At 37.5% G+C, this 18,387-nt stretch carries 12 protein-coding genes and 3 pseudogenes; 4 read left to right on the plus strand and 11 right to left on the minus strand.

Annotation, left to right across the window (positions count from 1 at the left end; genetic code table 11):
• Both CYK47_RS13600 and CYK47_RS13605 read right to left on the minus strand, forming a co-directional pair.
• A partial coding sequence (locus tag CYK47_RS13600; RefSeq protein WP_164709209.1) for a transposase occupies nt 1–142 on the minus strand: 142 nt, incomplete at its 3' end.
• Between the two features lie 70 nt (nt 143–212).
• Nucleotides 213–2,714: an STY4851/ECs_5259 family protein gene (locus CYK47_RS13605; protein ID WP_252150291.1), complete on the minus strand. Its 2,502-nt coding sequence runs from the start codon at nt 2,712–2,714 to the stop codon at nt 213–215.
• Nucleotides 2,715–2,911: 197 nt separating this feature from the next.
• Between CYK47_RS13605 and CYK47_RS13610 the strand changes: the two genes are divergently transcribed.
• The 4 genes from CYK47_RS13610 to CYK47_RS13625 are packed head-to-tail and all read left to right on the plus strand — an operon-like array spanning nt 2,912 to nt 10,709.
• Nucleotides 2,912–5,635: an HsdM family class I SAM-dependent methyltransferase gene (locus tag CYK47_RS13610; protein WP_122902357.1), complete on the plus strand. Its 2,724-nt coding sequence runs from the start codon at nt 2,912–2,914 to the stop codon at nt 5,633–5,635.
• Nucleotides 5,632–6,900 carry a restriction endonuclease subunit S gene (locus CYK47_RS13615; protein WP_122902358.1) on the plus strand — a complete coding sequence of 423 codons (1,269 nt, stop codon included), beginning with the start codon at nt 5,632–5,634 and terminating at the stop codon, nt 6,898–6,900. Before CYK47_RS13610 ends, CYK47_RS13615 begins: the two co-directional genes overlap by 4 nt.
• 36 nt (nt 6,901–6,936) lie before the next feature.
• Nucleotides 6,937–10,017, plus strand: a complete 3,081-nt coding sequence (locus CYK47_RS13620; protein ID WP_122902359.1) for a type I restriction endonuclease subunit R — start codon at nt 6,937–6,939, stop codon at nt 10,015–10,017.
• Entirely contained in the window at nt 10,014–10,709 is a 696-nt protein-coding gene (locus CYK47_RS13625) for a M48 family metallopeptidase (RefSeq protein ID WP_122902360.1), read from the plus strand. Before CYK47_RS13620 ends, CYK47_RS13625 begins: the two co-directional genes overlap by 4 nt.
• A 601-nt stretch (nt 10,710–11,310) precedes the next feature.
• Here the strand turns inward: CYK47_RS13625 and tnpC are convergent.
• The 9 genes and pseudogenes from tnpC to CYK47_RS13675 all read right to left on the minus strand — a co-directional run.
• Complete coding sequence (gene tnpC, locus CYK47_RS13630) at nt 11,311–12,903, minus strand: IS66 family transposase (protein WP_122902361.1); 1,593 nt, start codon at nt 12,901–12,903, stop codon at nt 11,311–11,313.
• A gap of 74 nt (nt 12,904–12,977) precedes the next feature.
• Entirely contained in the window at nt 12,978–13,313 is a 336-nt protein-coding gene (gene tnpB, locus CYK47_RS13635) for an IS66 family insertion sequence element accessory protein TnpB (protein WP_122902362.1), read from the minus strand.
• 307 nt (nt 13,314–13,620) lie between these two features.
• A complete protein-coding gene (locus CYK47_RS13645; protein WP_122902363.1) occupies nt 13,621–14,142 on the minus strand; it encodes a hypothetical protein in 522 nt (173 codons plus the stop codon).
• A 212-nt stretch (nt 14,143–14,354) separates the two neighbouring features.
• Nucleotides 14,355–15,537: pseudogene (locus tag CYK47_RS13655) on the minus strand (IS3 family transposase).
• A 27-nt stretch (nt 15,538–15,564) separates the two neighbouring features.
• The gene (locus CYK47_RS15515) at nt 15,565–15,735 is read right to left on the minus strand and encodes a hypothetical protein (protein WP_164709210.1); all 171 of its coding nucleotides are present in this window, start codon (nt 15,733–15,735) and stop codon (nt 15,565–15,567) included.
• Nucleotides 15,736–16,049: 314 nt separating this feature from the next.
• A pseudogene (locus CYK47_RS13660) lies at nt 16,050–16,301 on the minus strand (VENN motif pre-toxin domain-containing protein); the annotation flags it as partial.
• 77 nt (nt 16,302–16,378) lie between these two features.
• The gene (locus tag CYK47_RS13665) at nt 16,379–17,341 is read right to left on the minus strand and encodes an Imm49 family immunity protein (protein WP_122902364.1); all 963 of its coding nucleotides are present in this window, start codon (nt 17,339–17,341) and stop codon (nt 16,379–16,381) included.
• Between the two features lie 12 nt (nt 17,342–17,353).
• A complete protein-coding gene (locus CYK47_RS13670) occupies nt 17,354–18,259 on the minus strand; it encodes a hypothetical protein (RefSeq protein ID WP_252150292.1) in 906 nt (301 codons plus the stop codon).
• A gap of 6 nt (nt 18,260–18,265) precedes the next feature.
• Nucleotides 18,266–18,387 (minus strand): annotated as a pseudogene (locus CYK47_RS13675) (IS3 family transposase); the annotation flags it as partial.

Below are 18,387 nucleotides of genomic sequence, written 5' to 3' on the forward strand. Positions count from 1 at the left end.
GATTGGCCTCACGAATCCATTTGTCTAAAGTTGAATAACCCACACCTAATTTCTGGGCGATTGCAACTATAGGTTCGTGGGAGTTTGAAAGTGCATAATCAATCGCTTGCTGTTTAAATTCAGGACTAAAACGTTTAGCCATTTCTTGAATCTCCAAAGATTAAAGTTACGTTATCTTTAGAGGGACGTGCTGTCCATTATTTTGGCTAGGATCAGAATTTCGGTCTAAATTTAATAGACCTTTCATCTCTAGGAATAATTAAGCATGGACCCACATTACCCAATCTTGGTAATCTATACTTACCTGTTTCAACCCCTTCAGTTGTAATTGGCTCTAGTGGTAAAACGGCCTGTTCAGGTTGGTTTAAAACCATGATGACTGGATCAACCAGTTGTGAACCTGAAAGATTCAGACCACTTAAAAAATAATGACCTTGTGCATCTATTTCAAACTCAGTTTGATAATGTTTAATTTCATAATTTAAAGATTGTTTCCCACCAGTGACTTCGAGAATAATCCGTGCATCTAAATCTTTTGTTAATGCCAATAATTCTTCTATTTCAGCTCGATAATGAATAAGTGATTCTTGATGTGGTTTTCCACTCACCAAAAATTGCCATTTGTAATAAGGGGCATCTATATCACGAATATGACTGCTTTTCAGCCTGATTGTCATCCGAAAATTGGTCAGCTTATCCTCTGGTGCATATAGACATAATCTTGAACCGAGCAAATCGTCTACAGTTAATACTTTTTGTTTAATTGGCTGGTGATTTCCGTTATAGAGCGTTGCACCATGTGATGGAAATGGTAGTAATAAATCTACTTGATCTCCCAAATTCAGCATCAAATTAAGTTTGATATTTTCAGGTGGATGCTCATTGCATTTTAGATGGTACTCATAACCATATTGCCCATGTATATCATCATTCAGTTTACGCGACTTAAAGCTCTCTGCTTGATGATCAGCAGTGATCCCTAAACAAATGATATTACTTTTGGTTAGTAGACGAATATCAGCTTCATTAGGCGTATCTCCTGCCAATAATTCTATTTTTAGGTCTTCAGGAAAAATTACAACCTTGCGACGTAGCACCACATTTTGAGCTACATTTTTAACGGTTAAAGTCTTTACACCATATGCTGCAGAACCCACATGATGAGCTAAAAGCTTTTGTTCTGCATAAATAGCTAAACTATCATTTTTTGACTGCAAACCCGTTTCTATATAACGTGCCTTAGGTCTTCCTAAAAAAGCCAACGCAGGTACTGTAGGCCAAGGAAACTTCGTACCAAAAAGATCTACAAGCTCTGATTTATCGTGATATTTAGAGCATTGAATCTGATATTGCTCTTGATTATCACCAATAATTTCAATATCACCTTTCGCCTTATAAACATGTTGACCAAAAGCATTCGACAAATGCCCAGTGACACAGTCCTGAGAAGTAAATTGATATGATGGCGGTAAAAGTAAAATGATTTCTGCTTCTGCTGTCTTAAATGAAGCCTGCCCAATAAATGGACAAAGTTCTCCCTCATCCTGTGCAAATGCCACAGGAACACTACCGATTTCTAAACATGTTTGGGGTAATTCTTTTCGAAAAAGAATCTGATCTTTATTTTGTAGCGCCAGAATCAATCCATGTTGATAATTTTTTCTAGTAATAATGCGCGTTTGTGCACCTATACGTATATTCACTGGCTTATCAGCTTCAGGTCTTGCCATAAATGTTGCTGCGCCAATTTTTGCTAACGGTTCATGTGCTTCATACAACACAATTTCTACACGAGGAGGAATCCCTTTAACATCCTCTAAAGTAATTTCTAGTGAGTTAGGCAGGAAAACTTCAGTTAATATTTGATTAGAATTACGGTTAAAGAAACTCGTACAGGATAAAGCATCCTGTTTTGTTTTCATTTGCTTCAATTCAGTACTAGAAGTAACGAGCAACTGATTTAAAAACTGTTCCGCCACACTACTTTCTAATGGTAGAGGAAACACTTCCCTCCACTTGGGGAAATTTATGGATAAATAAGCTGCTGGGTTATCCGTATTGTCTAATTGGTGTGTTTCTACTAAATGAACAAGATGTTCTGCCATATCTGAAATAAGCACTCGCGTTTCATGCTCCTTGAATGCTTCAGGCAGATATTGAGTATACGCTTGAATCAATTGGTCATTTATTGCAGGGTTATAATGTCTATAGTGACTGAACTGCGCCACAATACGTTTAAATACTGACTGGTAATGATTACCTTGCTCCATTAAAAGATTTGAAGGGAATCCCCCTTCTTTAAATGCAGACCCTAAATAATTGGTATGATTTGAGCCTTCAAATTTAAGAATTGGACGTTTCCAAAAACCTTCTAAGCCTTGTTGAACCACATAACGAATATTATCTAAAGGTTGAAAACCTAATGCATTATATACAGGGCCCCAACTCCAACCACTTTTATACTCTCGACGAAACCATTCTGAGACAAATAGCGTAAAAACTGCACACCATTCTCGACTAGGTTTATGGCTTTTTTGATCTTGTTTGCTATATCTAAGCGTATGCTTTAGGTCTTGATATTCTTCTAAGGTAATATGATAGGTGTACAGGGGATGACTTGTTGGCTCAGTAAGTTTACGCGACTCAAAAATTCGCTTTAGAATATGTCTAGCACTCGATTGTTCCCCTAGAATATCCGATGCTAACAATTCCATAATGCCCCCATTATTATATTCTGCTTTAAAATAAATAATATAATCGATTCAATGATCTATATAAACCTAAAGGCGTCGCTATTTGTCGCTTAGTACAACTAAAGTATATTTTATTTTACTAATCCTATGCACATCCCAATCTTAATTTTGCTAATATTCAGCTCAACTTCCGTTTAAGCTTTTATATTGCAGTTACTATGGCTATTAAAAAATCAGAACTCTATTCTTCACTTTGGGAAAGCTGTGACAACCTTCGTGGAGGTATGGATTCAAGCCAATATAAAGACTACATTTTAGTTTTACTCTTTATCAAATATGTCAGTGATAAAAAAGAACAATTAGATTTTATCGAGATTCCAGATTCAGCAACATTTAGTGCCATGATTGAGCTCAAAGGTAATGCTGAGATTGGCGACCTCATTAATAAGCAAATTGTTGCCCCGCTTGCTGAAGCCTGTGCGCTGAATGTTAAAGCAATGCCTGACTTTAATGACTCAACCAAACTTGGTGATGGTCAAGAAAAAGTAGATCGTTTAACTGACCTTATTGCGATTTTCCAACGTCCAGAACTTGATTTCTCCAATCACCTTGCCAATGGCGATGACTTACTTGGCGATGCTTTTGAATACCTCATGGGTCACTTTGCTTCTGAAAGTGGTAAGAGTAAAGGTCAATTCTATACACCAACAGAAGTTAGCCGTATTGTTGCCTCAATTGTGGGTATTGATGAATATGAAGCACGTGGTGATACCACGGTTTACGATCCAACCTGTGGTTCAGGCTCACTACTCCTTCGTGTCGCTGCTAAAGCTAACCGTGATGATATTTCGCTATATGGTCAAGAAAAAGATGCTTCAACAAGCATTTTGGCACAAATGAACATGTTCTTACATGGTTCGCCTACAGCAGAAATCCGCCAAGGGAATACTCTTGCAACGCCTAAATTTCTTGTCGATGGTGAATTACAACATTTTGACTTCATTGTAGCCAACCCACCGTTTTCAGATAAAAAATGGTCAATGGGCTTAGATATTTCTACGGCAGATGCAGATGTGTATGGTCGTTTTGAAGAGTTTGGTATTCCTCCATCAAAGCAAGGGGACTACGCGTACCTGCTTCATATCATCAAATCTTTAAAATCGACAGGTAAAGCAGCATGTATTCTGCCTCATGGTGTTTTATTCCGTGGTAATGCAGAAGCTGATATTCGCCAAAAATTAGTAGATTATGGTTTTATTAAAGCTATTATTGGTCTACCTGCTAACTTGTTCTACGGTACAGGTATCCCTGCTTGTATTATCGTGATTGATCGTGAAAATGCCTCAGCACGTAAAGGCATTCTCATGATTGATGCGAGCCAAGGCTTTATTAAAGATGGTGCGAAAAATCGTCTACGTGAGCGTGATTTGCATAAAATCATTGATGCCTTTAAAAACCCTGAAGCGCATGACAAGCGTTATGCGCGTATGGTCGGTTTAGATGAAATCATTAAAAATGGCTATAACCTCAACTTGCCTCGTTATATCGACAATAGTGAAGCTGAAGATATCCAAGATATTGAAGCGCATTTACAAGGTGGTATTCCAAACACCGACGTTGAAGATTTAGCCGACTATTGGAAAGTTTGTCCTCAGCTTAAAACCAAGCTCTTTAGCCCACTACGTGATGGTTATTCCTCTCTTAACTGTGCGACACATGAAGTTAAAAGCTTTATTAACCAAGATTCAGAATTCGTTGCATTTAAAGAAAAAATGCAAGCGCATTTCCAAGTCTGGGCAGATCAAGCTGAAGTCAAACTTAAATCACTCAAAGCCAATGAATTTGAGCCTAAAGAATTAATTACTGAACTGTCAGAATCTTTACTTGCTCACTATCGAGGGCAAGACCTCGTCAATCATTACAGTATCTATCAAATCTTGATGGATTACTGGGAAGGCATTATGCAAGATGATGCTTATATCATTGCTGCCGATGATTGGAAGGTCAATGCTGAGCGTATTATTGAAACGGTAAAAGGTCAGAAAAAAGATAAAGGTTGGAAAGCTGACTTAGTACCAAAAGAAGTAGTGATTAATCGCTACTTTGCTGATCGTCGCGATGAGTTAGCACGTGAACAAGCCAAGTTAGATGAGCTGACTCAAGAACTGACTGAGCATGAAGAAAACCATTCAGGTGATGATGATATTCTTGAGCAAGGTATTAAAGAAAAAGATGTGAAAGAGCTTTGGCAATCTGAAGTGTTAGATGCTGCTCCAAAGGCTTATGCGGCTGATTTTTCAATTTACAGTGCTGCACAGCAACAACTGGAAAATGCGCAAGGTATTTTGGACGGATTAGAAAAAGAAAATACAATTATTGCGTTAATGCTCAAAGCCAAAAATACCACAGCCAAAAAGATGGCTGCTTTTGCTGAACAACAGTCAAGTGAAGAAAAGTCGATTATTGAGCGTTATGCTACTGCCTTTACACAATTGAAAAATGCGCAAAAACTCATGAAAAATAAATATGAGATTTTTGAAAATGGTATTTCTGAGTTAATCAAAAATAATCAAGGTGAAGATTCGCTAGATAATTTTGATAATTTGGCGGTGCTTTATCGTTGGATGGATTTAACCAATAAGATTAAAGCTCAAAAGACCTTAGTAAAAGATTTAGAAACCAAACTAGATACTGATACTTTTAATTATTATGCCAATTTAACCGAGTCTGAAATTAAGGAATTGGTAACGGATGATAAATGGCTTGCCGATTTAGCCAAGCAAATTAATGCTGATGTTGAGCGTGTGGCACAGCGTTTAACCGTGCGTGTACGTGAGTTGGCGGAGCGTTATGAGTTTACTTTAGGGCAACTGACGAAAAGTGTTGAAGATTTAGAAAAACAAGTTGAAGCTCATTTGGTTGCAATGGGGTTTGAGCTATGAGCCAAGTTAATATCGAATGGAAAGAAGTTACATTAAATGAGGTTGTAACATACAAAAATGGACAGGCTCATGAAATGTATGTTTCTGAATTTGGTGATTACTGTTTAGTAAATTCGAAATTTATTTCAACCGAAGGTTCTGTACAAAAATTTAGTACTGTTGCAAATCAACTCGCCAATAAATCAGATATATTAATGGTGTTAAGTGATGTGCCTAATGGTAGAGCAATAGCTAAATGTTTTTTTGTGGATAAGCCTAACTACTATACAGTTAATCAAAGAATTGCTTTATTAACTGTAAATAGCTCCTATCATGCAAATTTCATTTTCAGAATGCTGAATCGCAATGAATATTTTTTAAGTTTTGATGATGGGGTTAAACAAACAAATTTAAAGAAAAAAGAAGTCTTAGACTGTCCCTTAAGAATTCCACCACTAGCCGAACAACAAAAAATCGCTCAAGCTTTAACTGATGCAGACAACTATATTTCTGCATTAGAAAAGCTCATCGAAAAGAAAAAGATGATCAAAGAAGGTTTAATGGTCAATCTTTTAACAGGTAAACAACGCTTAAAGGAGTTTGCTTTTAATGAAGATGGGACGGCAAAAGGCTATAAAGACTCAGAGTTAGGAAAAATTCCTGAGGATTGGAATTTAAAATATTTTACAGATGTTTTTAGTTTCCTATCTACAGCTTCATTTTCTCGAGATCAACTAACTGCAGAACATAATACTTGTGCATGTATTCATTATGGCGATATTCACACCAAATTAGACTATTGTATTGATACAAATACTTTTGTATCAGGATACGTTTCAACTAATCAAGTAATGAATTATGCTGCTATTCAACAAGGTGATTTAATTATTGCAGATGCTTCCGAAGACTTAAATGGAATAGGAAAAAGCATAGAAGTATTAAATCAACCAAATATTAAAGTTGTTAGCGGACTACATACTTTCTTAGCTAGAGATATTAAAGAAAACTTTGCACTGGGTTTCCGTAGCTTTATTAGTTCTAATCCATTAATCATCAAACAATATAAACGTTTAGCATCAGGCCTAAAAGTCTACAGCTTATCAAAGAGTACCTTTAAAAATATTATTCTAGCTCTTCCATCTAAAGATGAACAGGAGTCAATCTCTAAAATTTTATTTAATCATATTAAGGAAATAGAAACGTTAAATAAAAAATTAGAGAAAGCCAAAGCCATCAAAATTGGCATGATGCAAAAACTACTCACTGGCGAAATTCGTTTCGCCTAGAGCAACTATAAAATTTTAGGGGGAGTAATACACAACATGACTTTAGACACAATCAATATGGACTATACCGTAAACAATGAAGCACATACCCAACAACAAGTCATTGCTGTATTACAAAGCCTAGGCTTTATCCACTTAGGTAACTGGCAGTACCGTGAAAACAATAGCAATATTGAACCTGAATATTTAACTGAATTCTTAAAATCTCAAGGTCATTCAGATCAGGAGATCAGCAAGGTCTATGACGAGTTAAATAAAGTCCTGTCAAATAAATACGATGGCTTATATGAGGTCAATAAAACCTTCTACGGCAAATTGCGTATGGGCGTCGGTGTCAAAATGAGCGCCGAAGAAAATGAAAAAACCATTTTTCTCATCGACTGGAAAAACCGAGCAAATAACCGCTTTTATGTGGCTGAAGAAGTTACACTAAAAGGCGTTGAAGCAGACCGTCGTCCTGACCTCGTGTTATATATCAATGGTATTGCTATTGGTGTGATAGAACTTAAACGTGGCAGTGTGTCACTCGGTGAAGGCATTGCCCAATTAGTCTCAAATCAACAAGCTGAATTTAACCCTTGGTTCTTTAATACCACACAACTTTTAATTGCAGGTAATACGTCACAAGGCTTGCAATATGGGACTACCCTCACCCCATCTAAGTTTTATTTAAACTGGAAAGAAGACGCAGATGTTGAAGAAGACAATATCCTGTTTAAATATTTGCGTCGTCTGTGTAATAAAGAACGCTTATTAGAAATCATCTACGACTGCATTATTTTCGATGCTGGCGTAAAAAAACTGCCTCGTTCACATCAGTATTTTGGTTTAAAAGCAGCGCAACAATACGTCAATAAAAAACAAAGCGGGATTATTTGGCATACCCAAGGTGCAGGTAAAAGTATCTTGATGGTCATGCTTGCCAAATGGATTTTACAAAATAAACCCCATGCCCGTGTTGTGGTTATTACTGACCGTGACGAACTCGATAAACAAATTGAAAAGGTATTTACTCAATCAGGTCGAAAAGTCACCCGAGCAAGCAGTGGCGCAAACTTAATGAGTGCGCTACAAAATCCTGAGGAACGCTTGCTCTGTACCCTGATCCATAAGTTTGGACAACGTGATGTCGAAGATATCGATACCTTCATTGCTGATCTTGCTAAACAAAAATCTAAAGTATTTGGTGAAGTGATCGTCTTTATTGATGAATGTCACCGTACTCAAAGTGGTGATTTACATCGCTATATGAAAGCCATCATTCCACAAGCCGTGATGATTGGTTTTACAGGAACACCTCTTCTTAAAAAAGATGCTAAAAACAGTTTAGAAGTCTTTGGTGGCTATATTCATACCTACTTATTTAAAGAAGCAGTAGAAGATGGTGTGATTCTAGATTTGGCATATGAAGCACGTGATGTCGATCAATACATCTCAGATCAAGATGCGATTGACGATTGGTTTAAAGAAACGGTACGTACTCGTAAGTTAAACGAATGGCAAGAAGTTGAGCTAAAAAAAGAATGGGGTACGCGTCAAAAGCTGAATAGCTCTGAGCAACGTATGCGTAAAATCATGCTTGATATAAATAATGACTTTATGCAAAGAATTCCACGCCTTAAACAGCGTGGTACAGCTATTTTAGTCGCATCTAGCATTTATGAAGCATGTAAGTACTACAATCTCATTCAAGATAGTAACTCGCCGATTCTACGAAAACGTTGTGCGTTAATTACCTCTTATGAGCCAAGTCCTGCGAAAGTCAGCAAATCTATTGTAGATAGCCATACCGAAACGGAAGACCAATACATTTATGCAACCTATGACAAGATTCTGCAAAATGTAAAAGCTGAACCGCAAAAAACCAAGGCAGAAACCTATACCGATAATGCTAAGAAAAAATTTGTCGATCATCCAACAGAAATGAAACTGCTGATTGTTGTCGATAAGCTTTTAACAGGTTTTGATGCACCCTCTTGTTCGGTCTTGTACTTAGATAAATCGATGCAAGATCATGGACTTTTCCAAGCCATTTGTCGTACTAACCGCCTAGACACTGCCGATAAAGAATATGGTTTAATCATTGACTACAAAAACCTATTTCAGAAAATGGCAAAAGCCATTGCTGTCTATAACTCTGAATTAGACACTTCAGCATCTGAAGAAGCACAAATTGAGATTAAAAATCGTAAGATTATGGCGAAAGAGCATTTAGACAATGCGATGGAACAACTCAATTTGCTGATGCAAATGGTGCAACCAAATAGCTGTGAAGAAGATCGCCTAAAATTCTTTTGTGGCAACTCAGAAAACCCTGATGATCTTAAAGCCACCTATCAAAGACGTATTACCTTGTATAAATCCGTTGCAACTTTCTTCCGTGCCTTTGCTAATGCCAAAGATGAATTTGCTGAACTGGGTTATACAGCTGAAGAAATCAAAGAAATTAAAGCGAAAGAAGCCTTTTATTTAGATTTAAGAGAAAAAGTTCGTTTACGTGCGGGTGAATATCTCGACCTCAAAACTTTTGAAGCAGATATGCGTTATCTGATTGATAATTATATTGATGCTAAAAACTCGGTCAAAGTTAGCTCGTTTGAAGATAAAACTCTAATTCAACTAATTGTGGAAACAGGTATTGCAGAAACAATCACCAAAAAATTGAACAATATGAAGGATCGAAACTCAGTCGCAGAAACGATTGAAAACAACATCCGAAGTACTTTAATCAAAGACCATCTCGCTGACCCTGCATTCCATGCCAAAATGTCAGGTCTATTAGAAGAAGTCATCAAAATCCGTAAGGACAGCGCAGACCGCTATGCAGAATATTTAAAGAAAATTGAACAACTCGCCAAGCAAGTACATTCAGGTACAGTGGTGAAAACCAGTGCTAAAATCGATACCACGGGTAAAAAGGCGCTGTTTAATTTATTTAAGCATGAAGAACAAGCTCTCGAACTACATGAATTTGTTATGAACAATAAACCTGCTGGTTTTCAAACACATCGCCTTAAGACAGCAAAATTACGAAATATGGTTAAGAAACAAATCCAAGATGAAGATTTATTAGATAAACTAATGGATATCTTCACAGGACACGACGAGTTTAGATGATTATTCGCATTGGTGATATTACGATTGACCTAACACTTAAAGATATTGAAAACATTCATTTAAGTGTTTATCCACCAGAAGGTGTTGTCAAAATGACGGCTCCTTCCTATGTATCTGAAGAATCGTTAAAACTCTATGCAATCTCTAAACTTTCTTGGATCAAAAAAGAACAAAAGAAGTTTAAGGAACAATCCCGAGAAACCAAACGTATTTATGTCGAACGTGAGAGTATTTACATTTGGGGACAACGTTACCTACTTAGCGTCGCAAGAGCCGAACGCCCATCTATTAAATATGATTCATTTAATATGGTCTTCTTCTGCCCAGAAAATTACTCCTTAGAGCAACGTCAAAGTTACGTAAATCGTTGGTATCGTAAAGAGTTACGCAAATTTGCTGAACCTCTTATTCTACAGTGGGCTGAAAAACTCCACGTTCAGCCCAATAAACTGCTCGTAAGTACAATGAAAACAAAATGGGGAAGCTGTAACCCTAAAGACAAAAATATTCGTTTAAATACTGAGCTTGCTAAAAAACCGAAAGCGAGCGTTGAATATATTATTCTACATGAGCTTTTACATTTACTTGAAGCAAATCATGGTAACCGATTTATCAGTCTTTTAGATGAGCATATGCCTGATTGGCAACAACGAAAACAAGTGCTTAGCGAAATGCCGTTACATTTTGGTTAACTGATTACTCAGTGATAGGTTTGTACAAAAAATCCTTCTATAAAGACAATTCGAATAAGGACTTAGATTCTCAAATGAAGTGCAATAGGGATTAGTTTTTAGATTTATTACATCAAAGAAGCCGAAATACTAATGGAATTGCTAAAGCCTTCGTCAAGACACTAAAACGTGATTATGTGTATCTGAACAATGTCCTTAATGCAAGAAATGTTATGAGATTTTTAACAATATTGAGTGAAAATTAGCATTGTAATCATACGAATGGTGGCTTAATAACGAATTCCTCTCGGAAATTTCGATCGCTTAAGTTAGCAAGTTAACGATCTGTTTTTAGGGATAGGAATACAGAAAGATGTGCGAATTTAATTAATTTTATATCTAATTCTGATCTTTATGCTGTATCAAGTAAAAAATAAATTCGAATTATCTAAATATTTAGAGGTTAGATATACCCAAAAGGAAGCATAAATTAAAAACTATGTGATGCACACATGACGCATCACTTTTAAGAATATTCCATTGTTTTTTATCATCAAAGTTTAGAAGAAGTAACCAAAATTTATCCATTACGTAAGCATCCGCTGAACCCCATCGCTATATTTTAATGAGGATCAGGTTTCCATCGGTGTGGTAGTAATTCTTCTATTTGGGTCACTTTATGTGTCGGTAGTCTTTTCAGCACATCACTTAAATAGGCATACGGATCCAGCTCATTCAGTTTTGCTGACTGAATCAGCGTCATGATATTCGCCGCTCGCTGACCACTTCGTAGCGAGCCAGCAAATAGCCAGTTTTTACGTCCCAAGGCCCAGGGACGCATCTGGTTTTCCACCCCTTGCGCAGCAATGCTGCTCATATCTATAGGTAAATTACCATCATCCAGATAGCGGCTTAAAGCACTCCAACGTTTTAGGCTGTAATTAATGGCTTTGGCTGTGGCAGAACTCGGTAGCACCTTGAGAGCATGCTGCTTGAGCCACTCATACAGTTGTTGCATCGCGGGTTGACTATGCTGCTGCCGGTAGTCGTAGCATTGTTGTGCTGTATTATCAGTCTCTTTCCTGAGTTCTGCTTCTATCGCATAGAGTTTTTGAATCAGTACTAATGCCTGTTCAGCAATTTGACTTTTCCCAGTCACATGCAGTTCATGGAATTTACGACGTGCATGCGCCATGCAGCCAACTTCAATGATTTGACCTGATTTAAAACGGGCTTTGTAGCCACTGTAATCATCACAGACCAAATGACCCTGCCAGTCTTGCAGAAAGTCTTCTGCATGCTGACCTGAACGACTCGGCTGGAAGTCATAGATCACCGTCTGAATAGGATTGTATTGTGTGCTGGCATAAGCCCAGACATAACCTTTTTTCGGTTTTTTCTCTTGATCACCAAGTTGCATAAAGGTGACCGGTGTTTCATCTACATGAATCACCTGCTGTTGCAACACCACCTGTTTTAAGGCATTGGCTAGAGGTTCCAGTTCCACACCACAGCGACCAAGCCAATCTGAAAGAGTAGATCGAGAAAGATCAACACCAGCCCGTTGATAGATCAGGCGCTGACGGTACAGTGGTAAATGATCAGCATATTTAGATACAAGTACATGGCTCAGTAGTTCAGGTGAAGCAATACCTTTATCAATGACATACGCAGGCATCGCTTGTTGTGTCAGCGTATCGCACTGATCACAGACCCATTTGCCACGTACATGTTGCTCTTTATAGAACTGTGCCGGTCTGAAATTCAATTTTTCACTGACATCTTCACCGATACGACGCAGTTGGCAACCACAAGCACATTGCGTTGATGCAGGTTCATGCTCGATGCGAATCGTAGCTAAGTGAGTTGGCAATGGACGACGTTTAGGTTTATTGGCTTTCTGTGTTGTTACATCGGTTTTATCTGCATTCAGCCGTTCCAGTTCCAGCTCGACTGCTGCGATATCTTCTTCAACCGCTTCATACCACAGATGGATTTGTTTGGCGGTGAGATGTTCATTTTTACTGCCGAATTTGTGTTTTTTAAACAGTGCTAGCTCATGCTCGTACTTTTGATTGAGAATGGATAAATGTTGAACTTTGGCATCTAGTTGCTGATTTGATTTTTCTAATTGTTGATGCTGCATCGCCAATTGTCTGGTGAATTCCAGTAGTTGTTCATGGGTCAGTTGGCTTAAATCAGGTAGCGTATTCATGACCACAGTATGCCTGAGATCATGAGACTAAAGGAATAGAACCTTTGGAGAATAGCAGAACCAAGTGGCTTGGTTTAGAGCATGGAGACCACTTGCACTTGTCCAATTCTCTGCCAAGGCAAGCCTTGTATTAATGCTTGTAACTGCTCCGAACTGAGTGAGATGGTTTCACTTTGATGAACTTGGGCCCAGTGGAATTTGCCTTGTTCTAGACGTCGAGCACACAGCCAGATGCCCAGTCCATCATGTACCAGTACTTTTATGCGATGACCACGTTTATTACAGAACAGGTAAGCACAATGGGGTTTGATCGAACCAAAGGCTTTCAACACCTGAGCCATGGCAGTATCCATCCCTGCACGCATATCCATCGGTTGAGTAGACAACCAGATTTCATCGATACGGATCATTGAGTCAAACCCTGTATCAGCACGAGTAATTCAGTGACTGATTCCACAGGCCAATCGATCTCGATCATCTGATCCTGTGCGGAATCTTGTTCGTGATGCAGTGGAATTCTGATATGAGCGAGAGCTTTCTTCTCTGGTACAGGTGGTGGAGGTACTTCTTGTCTGACTGGAGTCGAGTGAAGAATGACTGGAAGAAAGTCGGTTTGAGGATGAGGTGGCAGTCCAGTGTCGTAACTCACTTATCAACTCAGTCATCTTTTTTCAACTGAATTTCTTTTCTCTAATTCATGGTTAATTTTAGAGAAAATTAAATTTCACTTTCTTTTTTTGCCAAAGTAATTAGATAATATTTGTTCCGGTCTATATCGTGAATCGTATAATTTTCACCACTATTGACAAAAAGAGGCTCTTCATGCTCTAAATATTTATTGCCCCTAAACCATAAAAAATTTATATTTTGAGCATACATTTCAGCTCCTAAAAAAAGTTCAAAGTTTTCTATTTTTCTATGTAAGAAAAAAGTTTGAATTTCTAGGCAGTCTTCTCTATATTTTATTGTTATTATAGATTTAGAGTATAAAAAAATCTTAAACCAATAAGCTATTGGAATATATAACATAAAATATAGTGCGACTACTAATTGAAGCATATAATCAAACGATTTTTCATTAAAAGAAAACTCATCTACTCTTAGGTATTTAATTACAAAAACCCCCAATACAAAAGATAATATGCTAAGACTTATATATAAAATTATATTACCATCAAACTCACGTCTTTTATTTTGAGTGTTATAGTAGTTAGTCTTTTCAAATAAAATACTATTCACTTTGTCCTATCCTTTTGTGATTTATCAGATTCAATCCTTTTATTTACATCCTTATACGGGTTATTACCAGACGTAACAGCATTAATACTAGCAGAAGAGCCAATAACTACAGGTTGCCAACTTTTAATCCCAAGTCCTTCTAATTTTTTAGCTCCACCACTAATTAGCCCTGCAGCAACTGCATTAGATTTATTAAGTTCTAATTGTAGTGGTCAACAAATATTGGACACAGTTTTAAGTTCATTTTCAGCCTGACAAGGACTGATACCATCGTTAAATCGATGAGGTCGTATCTGATTGTAGTATTCCATCAGATACAGACCAACATCTAGCTTCGCTTCTTCAATTGAGCTGTATCCCAATTTGGGAATCCACTCAGTCTTGAGACTTCTAAAAAGCCTTTCTGTTGGGGCATTGTCCCAACAGTTTCTTTACGACTCATACTTTGTTGCATGGCGTAGCACGCCAACCTATGCCGAACTAAAAGGCTTTTATATTGGCTGCCTTGATCAGAATGGAAGATCACGCCACTCGGTTTACCTCGCCGATGCCATGCTTCATCTAATGCCTTAATGACTAAATGTTGGTCTGCTTGGGACGACATAGACCAACCAATCACTCGACGAGCATACAGATCAAGAACAACTGCAAGATAAGCCCATGTTTTACCTGTCCAAATATAGGTAATGTCACTGCTCCACACATGATTAGGCTGAACAGGTTTAAATTTCCTGTTTAATATATTTGGAACAGCAGGGACTTCAGCTACGTTGCTTTGATATTTGTACTTCTTACGTTGTTTGGAAACAAGACCTGATTCACGCATTAACTTACGTACCAGATAGCGTCCAATCTTAATGCCCTGATTCAACAACATAAATCGAATTCCCCGACTACCAAGAGAGTGACGACTTTGCTTAAATAGACTTTTAATCATCACTTTAAGCTTGATACGATCTGGATGAGGAGTTTTACTTGTTGAACGGTAATGGTAATAGCTTGAACGCAGTACACCAAAGGCACGACAGATTAATTTAACAGAGCTTAGCTTTCTTAATTGATCAATCAACGCATATGTTTGAATTCGTCTGACATTAAGAGAGCTGTAGCCTTTTTTAGGATCATCTTCTCCTGCTCGAGTTGATGGATACGAGCTTTAAGTTGTTGTATTTCCCTTTGCTCAGCTGTTAGAGCAGGCATTGTTGGAGATTGTCCTGTTCGTTCAAATTGAAGTTGATCAACCCAACGTTTTAATGCTGTCTGCCCAACCTCTAAAGCACGACAGGCCTGTAAAATTGAATAGCCTTGATCAAGTACAAGGCTTGCTGCTTCTAATTTGAATTCTGGAGTAAATGTTCGTCTTGTTCTCATTGAGCACCTCTTTGGTGAATACATTATCACCTAAATTGGTGTCCAACTTTATTAAACCACTACAAATGACTCTTTCCCATTATATTCTCTATATATGTTAGCTATACTTTGAGCACCCACATTACTCACACTTCCTCCAACAACTTGCCCCTTAAGCGTTTGTAATGGCTTAAAAATTGATGAAACACTACCAAATCCAGCACCCGCGACTGTATTAGCCATAATACCTTCTTTATCATCACCTGATACGGCTGAGGTAGTACCTGAAATTGCTCCGTTAAACCCAGCAGCCTTTGCAGCCTCATTTAATTTTTTTGTCTGTGATAGCGAAAAAAATATCCACTTCCCACCTTGATAAACTCTATATCCTCCAGATACTGGAATAGCACTTGCAATAAGATTAAGCCATGCTTTACCTCCATGCTTAATGATGTCTGCATTATCTGGTAAAGTTCCACGTGTATAGCTATCTAACGCTTTTAGAAGTTCCTCATTACTATAATTTTTTTCATGTAAGTTTTCAGCTAATGACTGAGCTCTTTGCCATATAAATATTTAGAAAGTAAAGGTGCTGCCGCTTCTGCTCCACCTGCTGCTGCAACTGCCGCTCGTAAAACGGTATGCGCTAGAATGTGTGCTGTGTTACCTTCTGCATCTTTGCTCTTAAAGTATTGGCCTATTTCATAACTTACTTTTGGACTGGCTGTTGCAACTGCTATGCCCAACCCACTGCTTGTTGGTGCTGACAAGCCTGCTCAAATACGATTGAACAGCAAACCTAAGTTCTGTTATTTCTCAAACACTCTCTAAATAGTTATTTGCTTTATGCCTTCCGCTTATTGCGTAGGAATAATCATGATCCCTTTTAAACTGGAAAAAGCTGATCTGTTTTACTTAAATAGTAATCAATCCAATTCTGTAAATATGCATACGGATACGAAAATTTGTATGGTTTCATAAAGTCGACAATATCTTGGTATTCTTCTTCAGGTAATGGCTGATATTGAATCAGCTCTTTTGGTGCAATTTCATGGTCTATACCTAAATTAAAACCATGCATCGAAGCTAATTTTGCGTATATGACAATTTGTGGCTGTAAATAAAAATCATAATACACCAGTGTATGTTTCGCTGCATCTTGTGCTATTTTCTTGATAAAAAATGGCTCTAGTGCTTTTTTCATCCCATCTAAATCTTGTTCTGCAAATGCAATGTAAAATTGAAAGTCATATTTTCTCAGTTCAAGTTCTTTAGCAAATTGCTTCGTTTTTGGCGTTGGCGCATCAAGGACTTTCTGACTGCGTTGTTTTATGCGTTCTAATTGTTTGCCTTCCAACATCAGTAAGGTGTTGTAAATCATTTGACGATTTAAATCGTACTCATCTTCTAAGTCTTCAGTATTATTCGCAACTTCTTCAATATTTCGAATTAAAAAATCTCTGATTTCAGTGCTATCACTCATCAGCATATGAAACATGGGTTCTTTGACATTGTTATAATCCGAACGAAAAAAGAACGGCATAGGATCATCACGAGTTACGCTATTCAATACGCTTAACTTAGAATAAACATAAGCTAATTTTTTAAATTTTTTAATATCTTGATCAAATAACCACGCACCTGCTATGTGCGCATCAATCTCTCTTGAAAAATAATACATTACTGCAAATGGATTAGCTTTTCGTTCATTTAAATAATTTAAGTCCTCCGTAGATAAAGATAACTGCTCTTTATTTTTGTAATGACTTCCGATCACCATTGTCATATGATCAAAACGTTCTTGTGCATTTTTAAATTCACGTTTTGCACACATCATATTCATTTGCATTCGTGCCTCCTATTATTTTTTAACCGTTGGTTTGGATTTAGCAGGTACATTAACAGGAATAATTACAGCTTGCCCTGTAGCTCGATCAACCCCTGTCACTGCTGTTTTAAGCTTTCCTGCTTTATCCGCATTAATTAAAATTTGCCTAGTTGGATCATTTGGAGCTAGATTATCTATAACAGCATCAATCCATGCTTTAGATAATTGTGTATTTCCACCGGCTGCATTTGGAGCTAATTTTACAGTCCCATTGGTAATTTGTTTACTGTCTGAAAGTATCGTCACACTGCCATCTTTCGCCACCCAAACATGGTCAAATCCATTATTTGAACCATATTTTCCACCTTTAATAACAGTAAATCCATTTTGTTTTGCCAAGGAGTTAAACAATTGTTCGGTCAATTCTCCGCCTTTATCTTCACCTTTCGCAATTCTAGTGACTAAATCTTGGTCAGTTTTTGAAGTAACTTTTAATGCTGTTTGATTTACAGTGACTTTCGTTTTATTCACATAACCTTTTTGTGTTGCTATTGCTGTGCCTTGTTCTAAGGCTTTTTTCATTCCTGCTAAATCACCAGCTTTTTCAGCAACTTTATATGCTTGACGGGCTTCTCCCAATCCAGGGACAATTCCAACCATCGCCCAAAGTACATCACCAGCTGATTGTGCTTGTGCAACAGTTTGAATATCGCCTATTAAAGGGAGAAAACCTGTAGCTAACCAAAGTACCTCTTTTCGCTCAGCATACATTTTATTATTACAAGCTGTAGCACTTAATCCTGCACAATTATTTTTTCTATAAAGTTCATCGGCATCTTGAACCAAATCTTCTGCTACTTGAGCATGTGTCTTACCTTGCAATTTGGCATTATACATATCAGCAACAGTACTATTATTCTCCACCGCATTCTGAGCCACTTGATCCTAGACAGTATCGTGGACAACAAATCCCTCTAAATTCTTAAAATATTTCTGTTCAAAGGCTTCTGGGCTTAACCAGCCGTTTGCGGAATGCCTTCTGACCCGATTGTAATAAATCTCAATAT

It is taken from the genome of Acinetobacter sp. B51(2017), assembly GCF_003711395.1.
Classification (GTDB): domain Bacteria; phylum Pseudomonadota; class Gammaproteobacteria; order Pseudomonadales; family Moraxellaceae; genus Acinetobacter.